This is a genomic window from Hylemonella gracilis ATCC 19624 (assembly GCF_000211835.1).
In the GTDB taxonomy this organism is placed as follows: domain Bacteria; phylum Pseudomonadota; class Gammaproteobacteria; order Burkholderiales; family Burkholderiaceae_C; genus Hylemonella; species Hylemonella gracilis.
In genome coordinates this window covers 125,730-141,491 of the sequence record NZ_AEGR01000093.1, presented here as the reverse complement: position 1 = coordinate 141,491, position 15,762 = coordinate 125,730, and the positions used below count along the sequence as shown (strand labels likewise).

13 protein-coding genes and 1 riboswitch are annotated in these 15,762 nt (G+C 66.4%); all 13 genes read right to left on the bottom strand.

Features of this window, described 5'->3' with window-relative positions; all coding sequences use genetic code 11:
• Positions 1–18: 18 nt before the first annotated feature.
• The 13 genes from hutI to HGR_RS14630 all read right to left on the bottom strand — a co-directional run bounded on the left by hutI (position 19) and on the right by HGR_RS14630 (position 15,749).
• The gene (hutI, locus tag HGR_RS14690; RefSeq protein WP_006299118.1) at positions 19–1,266 is read right to left on the bottom strand and encodes an imidazolonepropionase; all 1,248 of its coding nucleotides are present in this window, start codon (positions 1,264–1,266) and stop codon (positions 19–21) included.
• Positions 1,263–1,934 (bottom strand): HutD/Ves family protein, encoded by a 672-nt coding sequence (locus HGR_RS14685; protein ID WP_006299117.1) that lies wholly within the window; start codon positions 1,932–1,934, stop codon positions 1,263–1,265. The genes hutI and HGR_RS14685 overlap by 4 nt, the downstream gene beginning before the upstream one ends.
• A gap of 59 nt (positions 1,935–1,993) precedes the next feature.
• Positions 1,994–3,700 carry a urocanate hydratase gene (gene hutU, locus HGR_RS14680; RefSeq protein ID WP_006299116.1) on the bottom strand — a complete coding sequence of 569 codons (1,707 nt, stop codon included), beginning with the start codon at positions 3,698–3,700 and terminating at the stop codon, positions 1,994–1,996.
• A gap of 81 nt (positions 3,701–3,781) precedes the next feature.
• On the bottom strand, positions 3,782–5,338 hold the full coding sequence (gene hutH, locus HGR_RS14675) for a histidine ammonia-lyase (protein ID WP_006299115.1): 1,557 nt from the start codon (positions 5,336–5,338) through the stop codon (positions 3,782–3,784).
• A 64-nt stretch (positions 5,339–5,402) separates the two neighbouring features.
• Positions 5,403–6,173, bottom strand: a complete 771-nt coding sequence (gene hutC / locus HGR_RS14670; RefSeq protein ID WP_006299114.1) for a histidine utilization repressor — start codon at positions 6,171–6,173, stop codon at positions 5,403–5,405.
• Between the two features lie 14 nt (positions 6,174–6,187).
• Positions 6,188–6,976 carry an ABC transporter ATP-binding protein gene (locus HGR_RS14665; protein WP_006299113.1) on the bottom strand — a complete coding sequence of 263 codons (789 nt, stop codon included), beginning with the start codon at positions 6,974–6,976 and terminating at the stop codon, positions 6,188–6,190.
• Entirely contained in the window at positions 6,973–7,797 is an 825-nt protein-coding gene (locus HGR_RS14660; protein ID WP_039853738.1) for an ABC transporter permease, read from the bottom strand. The genes HGR_RS14665 and HGR_RS14660 overlap by 4 nt, the downstream gene beginning before the upstream one ends.
• A 4-nt stretch (positions 7,798–7,801) precedes the next feature.
• Positions 7,802–8,758 (bottom strand): ABC transporter substrate-binding protein, encoded by a 957-nt coding sequence (locus HGR_RS14655; protein WP_006299111.1) that lies wholly within the window; start codon positions 8,756–8,758, stop codon positions 7,802–7,804.
• A 343-nt stretch (positions 8,759–9,101) separates the two neighbouring features.
• A complete protein-coding gene (gene metH / locus HGR_RS14650; protein ID WP_006299110.1) occupies positions 9,102–11,825 on the bottom strand; it encodes a methionine synthase in 2,724 nt (907 codons plus the stop codon).
• A gap of 22 nt (positions 11,826–11,847) precedes the next feature.
• A riboswitch (S-adenosyl-L-homocysteine riboswitch) is annotated at positions 11,848–11,924 on the bottom strand.
• A 9-nt stretch (positions 11,925–11,933) separates the two neighbouring features.
• On the bottom strand, positions 11,934–12,356 hold the full coding sequence (locus tag HGR_RS14645; RefSeq protein WP_006299109.1) for a PACE efflux transporter: 423 nt from the start codon (positions 12,354–12,356) through the stop codon (positions 11,934–11,936).
• A 19-nt stretch (positions 12,357–12,375) separates the two neighbouring features.
• Complete coding sequence (locus HGR_RS14640) at positions 12,376–13,449, bottom strand: RNA methyltransferase (RefSeq protein WP_006299108.1); 1,074 nt, start codon at positions 13,447–13,449, stop codon at positions 12,376–12,378.
• A 40-nt stretch (positions 13,450–13,489) separates the two neighbouring features.
• Positions 13,490–14,461: a TerC family protein gene (locus HGR_RS14635; RefSeq protein ID WP_039853784.1), complete on the bottom strand. Its 972-nt coding sequence runs from the start codon at positions 14,459–14,461 to the stop codon at positions 13,490–13,492.
• 214 nt (positions 14,462–14,675) lie between these two features.
• A complete protein-coding gene (locus tag HGR_RS14630; protein ID WP_006299106.1) occupies positions 14,676–15,749 on the bottom strand; it encodes a homocysteine S-methyltransferase family protein in 1,074 nt (357 codons plus the stop codon).
• Positions 15,750–15,762: the final 13 nt, after the last annotated feature.

The window sequence follows — 15,762 nt, the reverse complement described above, 5'->3', positions numbered from 1 at the left end:
TGTTCATTGGGCGTTTGCTCAGCCGCGCCCAGCGGTGCGCGCGACGCGCCCCTGGCGCACGATGGTGCAGTCGGGCTTGTGGCCCAGCCAGTAGGCCAGCTCGGCCGCATCGTGCAGGGGCCACAGCACGAAGTTCGCGGGCCGCCCCGCCGCCAAGCTGCCATGGCTGTGCTGCAGGCCCAGGGCCTGGGCCGCGTGGCGGGTCACGCCCGCCAGCACCTCGGGCACGGTGAGGCGAAACAGGGTGCAGGCCATGTTCATCATCAGCAGCAGGCTGAGCGCGGGCGAGGTGCCGGGGTTGTGGTCGGTGGACACGGCCATGGGCACGCCCGCGGCACGCAGCGCGGCGATGGGGGGCAGGTGCGTGTCGCGCAGGAAGTAATAAGCCCCGGGCAGCAGCACGGCCACGGTGCCGGCTTGCCGCATGGCGGCGATGCCTTCGGCACTCAGGTGTTCGATGTGGTCACAGGACAGCGCCCCGTAACGCGCGGCCAGCGCCGCGCCGCCCATGTCCGACAATTGCTCGGCATGCAGCTTGACCGGCAGGCCCAGCGCCCGCGCGGCGCGGAACACCTGCTCGGTCTCGGCCAGCGTGAAGGCGATGCGCTCGCAGAACACATCCACCGCGTCGACCAGGCCTTCGGCGGCCAGGGCCGGCATCATCTCCTGGCAGACGAGGTCGATGTAGGCCTGGCTGCGGCCCGCGTACTCCGGCGGCAAGGCGTGCGCGCCCAGGAAGGTCGTGCGCACGGTCACACCAAACTGTTCCCCCAGACGCCGCGCCACCCGCAGCTGCGCGCGTTCGTGTTCCAGGCTCAGGCCATAACCCGACTTGATCTCGATGGCGCAGACGCCTTCGTCCAGCAGGGCCTGCAGGCGCGGCGCGGTCTGGGCCAAGAGCTCGTCCTCGCTCGCGGCCCGCGTGGCACGCACGCTGGAGACGATGCCGCCACCCGCGCGGGCCACGTCTTCGTAGCTGGCGCCGGCCAGACGCAGGGCAAATTCGTTGGCGCGTTGACCGCCGTAGACCAAGTGGGTGTGACAGTCCACCAGGCCGGGGGTGACCAAGGCGCCCTGCGAGTCGTGGCGCGGCAGGGTCGCGTACTCGGCGGGCAGATTGGTATGTGGACCCAGCCAGGCGATGTGCCCCTCGGTGACCACCAGAGCCGCATCGGGCAGCGCGGCGGAGCCCGGCGCGCAGGCTTCGGGTGCCAGGGTCAGGTTGGTCCAGACGCCATCGGCGCTGGGCAGTTCTTGGGCATTCATGCGGGCTCCCGTTCGATGGACATGGCCAGCAAGGCGACGGAGGCGGGGGAAGATGTGTCCACCTCCGGCCACAGGTTTGCGGGACCGCCACCATCCTGCCACCAGAGCCCTTGGTTGGCCTTGAGCGTCCACACGGCCTCTCGGTCGGAGGTGGACTCAGCACCTCGGTCCGCGCGGACCGCGGCCAGGGCCTCGGTGGACCGGTTGGCGGCACGCGTCAGTTGCCAGCTCCCCGCCAGCGCCATCACCAGCCCTGCCTCTGTGTCGGGCAGCGTGGCAGCCTCACGGACCACCACCACCCGTGCGCGGCAACGGCCACGGCGCACCATGACGTTGAAGTCATGGCAATCCCCCGCGATCAATTCACCCTGTACCGGGGCCTCGCCCGCGAAAGCGTACGGTTCCCAGGGACGGTCCAGCCGGTGGTCGAAGGCCCCGTCGGCGCTGCGCAGGCGCACACCCGCGCCTTCGAGCAAGGTGATGACGCGGTCCACCTGCTCGAAGCGCGAGAAGGGGCCGTCGCTGGCGATGTGGGCGATGCTGACGCGCCAGTCGAAGGCATCCATGCCCGCGCCGGGCGGCTGGCACACGATCTCACGCGTGACGCCACCACCGTTTTTCCACGGCGTGGCGGGCAGTTGCTGGCGGTCGAAGAAGTGGAGGGGCATGGTGCGGAGGGGATGAGGCGGTTCTGACAGCGACCGTTTTTGCGTTCTGACGTAGCGCGTCAACGCAGCATGGGCAGCTGCAAGCAAAACTTCTTCGCCGTCTCGATCGCCAGTTCATAACCTGCATCGGCGTGACGCATCACGCCCGAGCCGCAGTCGTTGACCAGCACCCGGGCCAGGCGCTCGGCCGCGGCGTCGCTGCCGTCGGCCACGATCACCATGCCCGCGTGCTGCGAGTAGCCCATGCCCACGCCACCGCCGTGGTGCAGGCTGACCCAGCTGGCGCCGCCCGCGGTGTTGAGCAGGGCGTTGAGCAGCGGCCAGTCGCTCACGGCGTCGGTGCCGTCCTTCATGCCTTCGGTCTCGCGGTTGGGGCTGGCCACCGAGCCGGTGTCCAGATGGTCACGACCGATCACGATGGGGGCCTTGAGCTCGCCCTTCTTCACCATCTCGTTGAAGGCCAGGCCGGCGATGTGGCGCTCGCCCAGGCCCAGCCAGCAGATGCGCGCGGGCAGGCCCTGGAAGGCGATGCGCTCGCGCGCCATGTCCAGCCAGCGCACCATGTGCTTGTTCTGCGGGAACAGCTCCTTGAGCTTGGCATCGGTTTTGTAGATGTCCTCGGGGTCGCCCGAGAGCGCCACCCAGCGGAACGGCCCCTTGCCTTCGCAGAACAGGGGGCGGATGTAGGCGGGCACGAAACCGGGGAAGTCGAAGGCGTTCTTCACGCCCTCGTCGAAAGCAACCTGGCGGATGTTGTTGCCGTAGTCCACCGTCGGGATGCCCATGGCCTGGAAATCCAGCATGGCCTGCACATGCACCGCGCAGCCTTTCGCGGCGGCGGCCTTGAGCGCGGCGTGCTGGGCCGGGTCGCGCTGCGCGGTCTTCCATTGCGCGACGGTCCAGCCCGGGGGCAGGTAGCCGTTGATCAGGTCATGGGCCGACGTCTGGTCGGTGACGATGTCGGGCCGGATCGCATTCGCCCCACCCGCCTTGGCCCGGCGCACCAGCTCGGGCAAGACCTCGGCCGCGTTGCCCAGCAGGGCGATGGAGACCGCTTCCTTCTTCGCCGTGTGGTGTTGAATGAGCGCGAGCGCGTCGTCGATGTCCTTGGCCTGCTTGTCCACGTAGCGCGTGCGCAGGCGGAAATCGATGCTGCTCTGCTGGCATTCGATGGCCAGCACGCAAGCGCCGGCCAGCACACCCGCCAGGGTCTGCGCGCCACCCATGCCGCCCAGACCGGCGGTCAGGATCCATTTACCCGAAAGGTCGTTGTTGTAGTGCTGGCGGCCGGCTTCGACGAAGGTCTCGAAGGTGCCTTGCACGATGCCCTGGCCGCCGATGTAGATCCAGCTGCCGGCCGTCATCTGGCCGTACATGAACAGGCCCTTGCGGTCCAGCTCGTTGAAGTGTTCCCAGTTGGCCCACTTGGGGACCAGGTTGGAGTTGGCGATCAGCACGCGCGGCGCGTTGGCATGGGTCTTGAACACGCCCACGGGCTTGCCCGACTGCACCAGCAGGGATTCGTCCTCGTTCAGGTTCTTGAGGCTGGCCAAGATCTGGTCAAAGCATTCCCAGTTGCGCGCGGCGCGGCCGATACCGCCGTAGACCACCAGAGCCTGCGGGTTCTCGGCCACGTCCGGGTCCAGGTTGTTCTGGATCATGCGGTAGGCCGCCTCGGCGATCCAGTTCTTACAGTGCAAGGTGTTGCCGCGCGGAGCGCGGATCACGCGGGTCGGGTCCAGGCGGGGGTCGGTGGTGGTGGTCATGGAAAGCTCCTGGGACAGATCTTGAAACGGGTTGGGTGAGAACTTGATTCAGGGTGGGGCTACAGCGAAGGCGAGGCCAACTCAGGCCAGGGCCGGCAAGACGGGCGTCGCCACCGCCTGCACCAAGGCACCGCTGCGCACCAGGCCGATGGCGGCCTGCAGGTCGGGACTGATGTGGCGGTCTTCGTCGAGGTGCGGCACCTGCTGGCGCAGCAGCGCGCGCACGGCGCTCAGCGGTGCGCTGGTTTGCAGCGGCGCGTGGAAGTCGCAGCCCTGGGCCGCACACAGCCACTCGATGGCGATCACGGCCATGGCGTTCTCGGCCATGGGCAACAAGCGGCGCGCGCCGTGCGCGGCCATGGACACATGGTCTTCCTGGTTGGCCGAGGTCGGGATGGAATCCACGCTGGCCGGGTAGGCACGCTGCTTGTTTTCCGAGACCAGGGCGGCGGCCGTGACCTGCGGGATCATGAAACCGGAGTTCAGGCCGGGCTTGGGCGTGAGGAAGGCCGGCAGGCCCGAGAGCGCCGGGTCCACCAGCATGGCGATGCGGCGTTCGGCCAGTGAGCCGATTTCGCAAATGGCCATGGCGATCATGTCGGCCGCGAAGGCCACCGGCTCGGCGTGGAAGTTGCCGCCGGAGAGCGCTTCGCCGCCATGGTCCGCACTGAAGATCAGCGGGTTGTCGGACACGCCATTGGCTTCGGTTTCGAGCAAGGAAGCGGCGTGGTGCAGCAGGTCCAGGCAGGCGCCCATCACCTGCGGTTGGCAACGCAGGCAGTACGGGTCTTGCACGCGCTCGTCGCCTTGCAGGTGCGAGGCGCGGATGGCGCTGCCGGCCAGCAGCTGGCGCAGCGCCTCGGCGGTGGCGATCTGACCGCGGTGCTTGCGCAGGGCGTGGATGCGCGGATCGAAGGGCGCGTCCGAGCCCTTGGCCGCGTCGGTGGCGAGTGCCCCGGTCAGCAAGGCCGACTGGAACAGGCGCTCGGCTTCGAACAATCCAGCCAGCGCGTTGGCGGTGGAAAACTGCGTGCCGTTGAGCAGGGCCAGGCCTTCCTTGGGCCCGAGCGTGACCGGGGCCAGCCCCACGCTGGCCAAGGCCTGCGCGGCCGGCAGGCGGCCGCTCGGTGTGTCGGCCTCGCCGACGCCGATCATCACCGCCGTCATGTGCGACAGCGGCGCCAGGTCGCCCGAGGCACCGACCGAGCCCTGGGCCGGCACCACCGGGATCACGCCGCGCGCCAGCATGGCTTCCAGCAAGGCCAGCGTCGCGGGGCGGATGCCCGAGGCGCCTTGGGCCAGGCTGACCAGCTTGAGCGCCATCATCAGCCGCGTGACCGGCAGCGGCGTGGCCTCACCCACACCCGCCGCGTGGGACAACACGATGTTGCGCTGCAGGGTTTCCAGATCCTCGGCGGGAATGCGCACGCTGGCCAGCTTGCCGAAGCCGGTGTTGATGCCGTAGACCGGTTCACCGCGCGCGACGATGCGCGCCACGGTCTCGGCGCTGGCGGCCACGGCCGGTGCGCAAGCAGGGTCCAGGCGCAGTGCCGCGCCTCGGTAGATCGCGCGCCAATGGGCCAGGGGCACGTCGCCCGGGGTGAGCGTCAGGGTCGAGAGGGTGGAGTCAGCGGTCATGGCATTCCTGTCTAGACAAGTACGAACGTGAATACGGAAGCAGTTGAACGAAGGGTGCGCCGCCTCAGGTGTGCACGGCGTTGCCGTCGGCGTGGTAGCGGCTGCCCAGCCGGTAGCGGTTGGCCGGGTGCAGACAGCGCACCAGGGTCACGGGGGTGCTGCGGGTCCAGGTGCGGCGCGTCAGCAGCAAGCAAGGCTGGGTGGCGGGCATCTGGAGTTGCTGGGCCTGCTCGGCCGTCGGCAGCACCGCATCCACCACGTGCTCGATTTCGTCGAAGGGCACGTTGCGCACCAGGTACTCCGACGGCTGCTGCTGGCGAAAGTCCTGCTGGCCGTAATCGGGCACCACGCGCGGATTGACGTAACGGTCTTCGAGCTGGATGGGCAGACCATCCTCGAAGTGCACGCAGACCGAATGGAAGACCGACTCGCCGGTGCGCACGTCCAGCGCGGCCGCGATGTCCAGCGCCGCGGCGACCCGCTCGACCACCAGCATGTCGCAGCGGTAGTCATGACCACGGGCCCGGATCTCACCACCCAGGTTGGCGATCTGCAGCAGCGTGGACTGCGGCTTGGCCTCGGCGACGAAACTACCCACGCCCGCCACGCGCACGATGCGGCCCTGCTCGGTCAGCTCGCGCAGGGCGCGGTTGACCGTCATGCGCGCGATGCCGAAATGCGCCACCAGCTCGTGTTCCGAGGGCAAGCGGTCACCCGGGCGCAGGCTGCCGTCCTGGATCTTGCGGGCGATGTAGTCCTTGACCTGCTGGTACAGCGCGACCGAGCTCGCGGAGGCGGCGGCGCGTGGACGGGTGGGGGCGGCGGAACGTGTCATGCGGTTCGAAGGGTTCAGTGCTCGGCAGCGGCCATGGATTCCGCGCGGATTTCCTCGGTCAGCCGCGCCTTGATGGCCATGAACTCGGGCGTGGTCTTGAGGGTGTAGTGGCGCGGGTGCGGGAAGTCCACCGCGATCTCGGTCTTGATGCGACCGGGGCGCGCACTGAACACGGCCACGCGGTTGGCCATGAAGATGGCTTCGTCGATGTCGTGCGTGACGAAGAGCACGGTCTTCTGGGCCGACTCCCAGATGCCGAGCAAAAGTTCCTGCATCAGCACGCGGGTCTGGTTGTCCAACGCTCCGAAGGGTTCGTCCAACAGCAGGATCTTGGGGTCGTTGGCCAGCGCGCGCGCGATGGCCGTGCGCTGCTGCATGCCGCCCGAAAGCTGCTTGGGAAAGTGCTGCTCGAAGCCGCGCAAACCAACCTTGGCGATGAAGTAGTCCGCGCGTTCCTTTTGCTGCGCCTCCGGCAGGCCGCGCTCGCGCAGGCCGAAGCGGATGTTCTGCTCGATGGTGAGCCAGGGGAACAGCGTGTAGCTCTGGAACACCATGCCGCGGTCGGCGCCGGGGCCTTCCACCGGCTGGCCGTCCAGCAACACTTGGCCGGTGCTGGGTTGGTCCAGCCCCGCGACGATGCGCAGCAGCGTGGACTTGCCGCAGCCCGAGGGACCGAGGATGGTGACGAAGTCGTTCTCGCGGACCTCGAAGTCGATGGGCGTGAGCGCCTGGGTCTGGACGCCCTTGGGGCTGGTGAAGACACGCGAGACGCCCTGAACGGACAATTTGAGGTGGCTGCTCACAGCGAACTCCAGGCGAACAGGCGGCGATTGAGGGCCTTGAAGGCGAAATCGGAGACCAGTCCGATCAGGCCAATGACGATGATGCCGAAAATGATTTGGCCGGTGTTGAGCAGCGCCTGGCTGTCGGTGATCATGTGGCCGATGCCCGAGGACGAGCCGATCAGCTCGGCCACGATGACGTAGGTCCAGGCCCAGCCGAGCACCAGGCGCAGGGTCTCGGCGATCTCGGGCGCGGCGCCCGGAATCAACACCCGCTTCACGATGCCGCCGTTGCTGGCGCCCAGGGTGTAAGCGGCCTCGACCAGGTCCTTGCGCGCCGCGCCGACCGTGACCGCGACCATCAGCACGATCTGGAACACCGAGCCGATGAAGATGACCAGCACCTTCTGCAGCTCGCCGATGCCCGCCCAGAGGATGAGCAGCGGAATGAAGGCCGAAGCCGGCAGGTAGCGGCAGAACGACACGAAGGGTTCGAGAAAGGCCTCGACCCCTTTGTGCGCGCCCATGGCGATGCCCAGCGGCACGGCGATCACGGCGGCCAGCACGAAGCCGCCCAAGACCCGCCACACCGTCATGCCGATGTCGTGGATGAAGTTGAACTCGGTGAACAGCAGCCAGCCCTCGCGCGCCATGGTCAGCGGGCTGGCCAGGAAGGTGGACGAGACATAGCCGCCGAGCGTGAAGAACGCCCAGACACCGAAGAACACGACGAAGAAGCCCAGGCCCAGCAGCCAGCGCGCGCGCGCGCTGACGGGCTGCAGGGGTGCCATACCGCGGCGCGGGGTCCGTGGCAGGGCGGGCATGACGGGAGGCAAGGTCATGGCTTTACTTGATGAAGCGGGTGTCGAACATGGCGTCGTAGTTGTCCGGCAGCTTGCGGATCACGCCCGCTTCCAGCAGGATGGCCGCGGCGTCCTTCATGAAGGCCTGCAGTTCACCGGCGAAGAATTTCTGGTTCGCCGCCTTGTCTTGCCAACGCAGGTACTTGGACGAGTTGGCGAAGGCTTCGCCGGTCTGCTTGACGGCCGAGCCCATGATCTCGTTGGCCTTGGCCGGGTCCGTCTTGATCATCTCCAGCGCTTCGAAGTAGGAGTTGGTCAAGGCCTGTGCGGCCTTGGGATTGGCCTTGAGCCAATCGGGGGCGCAGCCCACCGTGTCCATGACCATGGGGTAGTCCAGGGTGGTGGCCAGGATCTTGCCGGCGGCCGGGTTGGCGCGCACGGTCGAGAGGTAGGGCTCGTAGGTCATCGCGGCGTCGTTCTGTCCGGTGACGAAAGCCTGGGCCGAGGCTTGGGGCGACAGCGTGACGGTCTTGACGTCCTTCATGGTCAGGCCGTTCTTGCTCAGCATCCAGGCCAGACCGAAATACGGCGCGGTGCCGGGCGCGTCCACGCCCACGGTCTTGCCCTTGAGCTCAGCGATGTTCTTGATGTCGTTGCGCACGGCCAGACCGTCGGCGCCGTAGGACTTGTCCATTTGGAAGATCTGCACGATGGGCACGCCATTGGTGTTCCAGGCCACGTGGGTCTCCACCGTCGTGGCGGCGCACTGGATGGCCTGGGCGGCCAGGGCCAGGTGGCGGTCCTTCTGCGGAATCATCTTGATTTCCACGTCCAGGCCGTTCTTCTTGAAGATGCCGGCCTTGTCGGCCAGGGTCAGCGGGGCAAAACCCGTCCAGCCCGACATGCCGAGGGCGATCTTGGTTTCCTGCGCCTGGACGGCACCAGCGACCAACAGGGCCGAGGCCATCAGGGCCGCGGATTTCACGAGGGACTTGCGCATACAAATTTCCTTTGCCTGAGAAATGAAGGACCGCTCGCGCGGCACGAAACCCGGCCCAGAGGTCACGCCGACCCAACCTGTCTATACAAGATGAGGCGTACTGAAAGAGCCACCTCATCATCCCCAGACGCTCACGCGTCAAGACTTAGCACCGGTCCGGTGTATGTTGCCCCAGCCTGGGGCGGTTTCCATGCGGACCTGCACCATCTTGCTGTATAGACAAGCCTGTGCTAGGAAAGGTGCGCTCAATTCAGCACAAGCCGTGCCAGCCTCAGGGGTTCAGGCTCGGGCTCGGACCCTGCCACCTTGCGTTCGGGCCTGCGCAATCGGGCAGGCCCACAGCTCAGAGATTGGGAGCCAGCAGCCGTTGCAAGGTCTGCTCGCTCAGGCCGCGGCGCCGGGCCTGGTCTTGCAGCTGGTCTTCACCGATGCGTCCCACGTTGAAGTACTGCGCCTCGGGGTGCGCGAGGTAGAAGCCCGAGACACTGGCGGCGGGCGTCATGGCCAAGCTTTCCGTCAGACCCATGCCGATCTCCTCGCAGTGCAGCAGATCGAACATCTCGCGCTTGACGCTGTGGTCCGGGCAAGCCGGGTAACCCGGCGCGGGCCGGATGCCCTGGTACTTCTCGGCGACCATGTCCTCGGTGCTCAAGGACTCCTGCGCGGCATAGCCCCAAAGGTCGGTGCGCACGCGTTGGTGCAGGCATTCGGCGAAGGCCTCGGCCAGGCGGTCGGCCAGGGCCTTGAGCATGATGGCGCTGTAGTCGTCGTGGGCGGCGATGAAGGCCTGCTCCTTCTTCTCGATGTTCAGACCCGCCGTGACGGCGAACAGCCCCACGTAGTCGGCCACGCCGCTGTCGCGCGGCGCGACAAAGTCGGCCAGGGCACGGCTGGGGCGCATCACCCCGTCGACGGCCTGCTTCTCGGTCTGCTGGCGCAGGCCGTACCAGACCAGGGCCTCGTGCGCGCGGCTTTCATCGGTGTAGAGCGCGATGTCGTCTTCGTTGACACTCTGCGCGGGGTACAGGCCCAGCACGGCGCTGGCGGTCAACCAGTGGCCGGTGATGATCTTCTGCAGCATGGCCTGCCCATCCGCGTACACCTTGCGGGCCTGCTCACCCACCACCTCGTCGTCCAGGATGGCCGGGTAGGCGCCCGCCAAGTCCCAGGTCTGGAAGAAAGGACCCCAGTCGATGTAGCGCGCCAGCTCGCCCAGGTCGAAGTTCTTGAAGACGCGGCGGCCGATGAACTTGGGCTTCACAGGCTTGTAGCCGCTCCAGGCGATCGGGGTCTTGTTGGCGCGGGCTTGTTCCAGCGGCCACAGCGGCGTCTGCTTCTTGCCAGCGTGCAAGCGCCGCACCTGCTCATAGTCAGCCCGCACCTCGGCGATGTAGTGCTCGGCCTGCTCGCTGAGCAAGCCTTGCGCGACGCTGACGCTGCGCGAGGCGTCGGGCACGTAGACCACGGGGCCTTCGTAGTGCGGCGCGATCTTGACGGCGGTGTGCACCCGGCTGGTGGTGGCCCCGCCGATCAGCAGCGGCGTCTTGCGGCTACGGAAGTGCTCGTCCTTCTGCATCTCGGCCGCGACGTACTGCATCTCCTCCAGGCTGGGCGTGATCAGGCCCGACAGGCCGATGATGTCGGCCGACTCGGCCTTGGCCTTGGCCAGGATTTCGTGGGCCGGCACCATCACACCCATGTTGACCACGTCGTAGTTGTTGCACTGGAGCACGACGGTGACGATGTTCTTGCCAATGTCGTGTACATCGCCCTTCACCGTGGCGATCACGATCTTGCCGCGCGCGGTCACGTCCTGGCCCGCGGCCTCCTGCTGGCGCTTTTCTTCCTCGATGTAGGGCACCAAGTGGGCCACGGCCTGCTTCATCACGCGCGCGCTCTTGACCACCTGGGGCAGGAACATCTTGCCCGCGCCGAACAGATCGCCCACGATGTTCATGCCGTCCATCAACGGCCCTTCGATCACGTGCAGCGGCCTCCCGCCCTTGGCCAGAATCTCGCGGTAGACCTCCTCGGTGTCCTCGGTGATGTGCTCGGTGATGCCGTGCACCAGGGCGTGGCTCAGACGCTGGGCCACGGGCAGGGCGCGCCATTCGTTCTTCTTGCCTTCGTCCTTGGCCGCGCCCTTGGCGCTCTCGGCGATCTCGACCAGGCGCTCGCCGGCGTCCTCACGGCGGTTGAGGACCACGTCCTCGACGCGCTCGCGCAACACCGGGTCCAGGTCATCGTAGACACCCACCATGCCGGCGTTGACGATGCCCATGTCCATGCCCGCCTTGATGGCGTGGTAGAGGAACACCGTGTGGATGGCCTCGCGCACCGGTTCGTTGCCACGGAAGCTGAAGGACACGTTGGACACGCCACCGCTGACCTTGGCGCCCGGCAGGTGGTGCTTGATCCAGCGCGTGGCCTCGATGAAGTCGACCGCGTAGTTGTTGTGCTCCTCGATGCCGGTGGCGATGGCGAAGATGTTGGGGTCGAAGATGATGTCCTCGGCCGGGAAGTCGACTTCGTCCACCAGGATGCGGTAGGCCCGTTCGCAGATCTCGACCTTGCGCGCGTAGGTGTCGGCCTGGCCTTGCTCGTCGAAGGCCATGACCACCGTGGCCGCGCCGTAACGCTTGATCAATCGGGCTTGACGCTTGAACTCGTCCACACCCTCCTTCATCGAAATCGAGTTGACGATGCCCTTGCCCTGGATGCAGCGCAGGCCGGCCTCGATCACGCTCCACTTGGAGCTGTCGATCATCACCGGCACGCGGGCGATGTCGGGCTCGCTAGCGATGAGGTTCAGGAAACGCACCATGGCGGCCCGGCTGTCGAGCATGGCCTCGTCCATGTTGACGTCAATCACCTGGGCGCCGTTCTCGACCTGCTGGCGCGCGACGGCCAAGGCCTCTTCGAACTGGCCGTTCAGGATCATGCGAGCAAAGGCCTTGGAGCCCGTGACGTTGGTGCGTTCGCCGATGTTGACGAAGAGCGAACCCGGTCCGATGGCCAGGGGCTCCAGACCGGACAGCTTCAGAGGAGGAAGAGAGACTTCAGACACGGCTCACCTGCGAAAAGACGGGGTCAGGTGAGCGTCGTTGCGAAAAGTAGGCTCCAAGCCTGACGCACATTCGGGTGCGCTGCAACGCTCCTTGGAGGATGCGCGATTTTAAGGGGCGGCGGTGGTCGGCAAGCCAAACACCTTGTCGAAGGCCCAGGTGAAGGTGAAGGTGTAGCCGAGAAAGAACAGCACCAGCCCCAAATCCATCACCAAGGCGTGCCACAGACCGACGTCCAGCCACCAAGCGATCAAGGGCACCAGCATCAACACCAAGCCCCCCTCGAACATGAGCGCATGGGCCACGCGTCGAGCGAGACTCCGGCCGCGCACCAACTGACGGGACTCCCAACGCTCGAAGGCATGGTTGAACACCAAGTTCCAAAGCACGGCCGTGACCGAGCAGGCCACCGAAAGCGCGCTGGCCCGCCCCACGCCCTGGCCCGAGGCCAGGGCAAAACCCACGGTGCAAATCGCGATGGCGATGACCTCGTAGAGACCGACATAGACGATCTTGCGTCGAATACCTTGCATGGATGCTTTCTGTGAGGGTTCAGGCGGCCGCGACCGGAATGACGCGGCGTCCGGCGGGGGGCTGCGCCTGAACGGCCCGCGCGCGCAACTGGCCGCAGCCGCCGTCCACGTCCTGCCCAGCCGATTGACGCAACTTGGTCAGGATGCCGCGCTGGTGCAGACGGCGCGCCATGGCCACCGCTGCTTCCTGCGCGGGACGCCGGTAGGGAAGGTCGTCCACCGCGTTGTAGGGAATGAGGTTGAGTATGGCGTACTTGCCCTGCAGCAGCCGCACCAGCCCCTCGATTTCCTCGTCACTGTCATTGATACCGTCGAGCAGGGTCCATTGGTACTGGATGGGGTAGGCCGTGAGGCGCGCGTAGCGCTCACCCGCGTCCACCAGTTCTTCAGGCGTCAAGCGCGGCGCGCGCGGCAGCAGCTGCGCGCGCAGATCGGCCCGCGTGGTGTGTAGGGACAAAGCCAGGGCGGGGCGCACCTGGTCCGCGCCACGACTTTGCAAGGCCTCGAACACCCGCGGATCACCAACCGTGGAGAACACCAGGTTCTTGTGCCCGATGTCCCCCGCCGTGCCCAGCAAATCGATGGCCTCGAGCACGTTGTCCAGGTTGTGGGCCGGTTCGCCCATGCCCATGAACACCACGCGTCGGACGGTGGCGGACGCGCGGGCCAGGGCGACCTGAGCGACGATCTCGGCGCTGCCGAGCTGGCGGATCAAGCCCGCGCGCCCGGTCATGCAAAAGACGCAGCCCACGGCGCAACCCACCTGCGTGGAGACACACAGCGTTGGAGCGCGTTGACGCGACCCGGCCGTGGGCATGAGCACGCTCTCGACCAGCTGACCATCGGCCAAGGCCACGACCAAACGCCGCGACCCGTCCTCGCCAGGATGCTCGGCATCCAGGGTGGCCAACGCAGCCAGGTCACGCGCGATGTCAGGCAAGGCGGCGCGCAAGGAAGCCGGCAGGAAATTCTCGATCGGGCGCGGGCCATCGTCCTGCGGTTTGGCTTGTGACCACAGTCGCAGGACTCGGTATTGATGACGGGGATTGGCGCCCAGCGCCCGCAGACGCCGGCGCAGGGTTTCGATCTGCATGGGCGGGAAACGAAGCCCCGACAGTGGGGCCCCGCACCCTTTAGCTTACCTGTTTGGCGTTGGACTGCTTGGAGGAGGTGCGCACGCTCCAAACCATGGTCACGGCCAGAATGCCCACCACCACCGCCAGGGAAACGGCGACCGGGATCTTGTAAATGTCGATCAGCATCATCTTCGTGCCGATGAAGACCAGGACCACGGCCAGCCCGTAGTTCAACAGATGGAAGCGGCTGGCCACGGCCTGCAGCAGGAAGAACATGGCGCGCAAACCCAGGATGGCGAACACGTTGCTGGTGAGCACGATGAAGGGGTCCTGGGTGATCGCGAAGATGGCTGGGATCGAATCCACCGCGAAGATCACGTCGGTCAGACCGACCAGGGCCACGACCATGAGCAGCGGGGTGGCAATGCGCTTGCCGTTCTCGATGGTCCAGAACTTTTCACCATCGAAGCCCTGGCTCACCGGCATGATGCGGCGCAGCAGACGCAGCGCGGGGTTGTCGTCCAGGCTGCCTTCCTTGCCCGCTGCCCACCACATCTTGATGCCGGTCAGCACGAGGAAACCACCAAAGACATAAAGAATCCAGTGGAACTGGGCCAAGAGCCAGCTGCCCGCGAGGATCATCACCGTGCGCAGCACGATGGCGCCAATGATGCCGATCATCAACACGCGCTTCTGGTACATGGGCGGTACCGCGAAGTAGGTGAAGATCATCAGGAAGACAAAGATGTTGTCGACCGCCAGGCTCTTTTCGATCAGGTAGCCGGTGAGGAACTCCAGCGACTTCTCATGAGCCAGGGCGCTTGAGCCCGAGGTGTCGAACACCGCCCACCAGAGCAAGCCGTTGAAGATGAAGCTCAGGGCGATCCAGATCAAGGACCAGTTCAGGGCTTCCTTGACGCCCACCTCGTGAGCGCCCTGCTTTCTGAGAACGACGAAATCGACGAAGAGCGCCGCCAGAACGAAGGCGACAAAAACGATCCACAGCCAAAGTGGCGCAATGCTTTGCATGAGATAAACCTCGCGTGCAGTGTTGAACAACACCCGCAAGGTCTTGCCTGACCCAGGCGCTGTGCCCGAGCCGAAATCCCGGCCGCGATGAAGCGGCGTACTGACGGGACCCCGTCGACCTGTACCAGCGTTGCGCCGGACCTGTCGCTTGACTACTCCCCTTGATGGGAAACGCGATTGTGCCGTTGCGCCCAAGCCCCCAGACGATTTGGGGTCAAGCGGCTTCCCGATAGAACGAGCCGCTCGCGTTCAGCGCGCGCGTCGGCATGGGCACCATGGCCTGCCGGATCGCGCCGATGTGCTCCGGCGTGGTGCCGCAGCAGCCCCCCACGATGTTCACCAGCCCCTCGGCCGCGAACTCGTGCAACAAGCGGCTCGTGACGTCCGGCGTCTCGTCGAAACCGGTGTCGCTCATGGGATTGGGCAGACCGGCGTTGGGGTAGCAACTGATGAAGGTGTCCGGCGCCGCCTTGGCCAATTCCTGGATGTAGGGGCGCATCAGCGTCGCGCCCAGCGCGCAGTTCAGTCCAATGGCCAGAGGGCGGGCGTGTCGCACGCTGTGCCAGAAGGCGGTGACCGTCTGGCCGCTGAGGATGCGGCCAGAGGCGTCGGTGACCGTGCCACTGATGAGGATGGGCAGGCATTCGCCCGTGGCTTCGAACGCCTCGTCGATGGCGAACAGAGCAGCCTTGGCATTGAGCGTGTCGAAGATGGTCTCGACCAACAACACATCGGAGCCCCCCTCGATCAGGGCGACAGTCTGCTCGAAGTAAGAGGCACGCAGCTCCTCGAAGTCGACATTGCGAGCACCCGGGTCATTGACGTCGGGACTGATGCTGGCCGTGCGCGGGGTGGGGCCGAGGGCGCCCGCGACATAACGCGGCTGCTGCGGGGTGCTGAACTTGTCGCACGCGGCCCGGGCCAGCCGTGCCGACGCCAGGTTCATTTCACGCGCCAACCCCGCCATGTCGTAGTCGGACTGGGCGATGCGGGTGGCGCCGAAGGTGTTGGTCTCGATCAGGTCGGCGCCCGCCGCCAGGTATTTCTCGTGGATGGCGGAGATCACGTCCGGCCGGGTGAGCGACAGCAGCTCGTTGTTGCCCTTGAGGTCCCGCGGAAAGTCGCGAAAGCGCGCCAGCGCCTCGGCGGGGCCGCCCTCGCCGCGGTACTGCATTTCGCTCAGCTTGAAACGCTGGATCATCGTCCCCATGGCGCCATCGAGGATGGCGATGCGTTGTTGGAGCGTGCCTGGCAGTTCACGGGCGCGGGTGTAGGCGAGCGGTTTCATGGGCCACATTGTA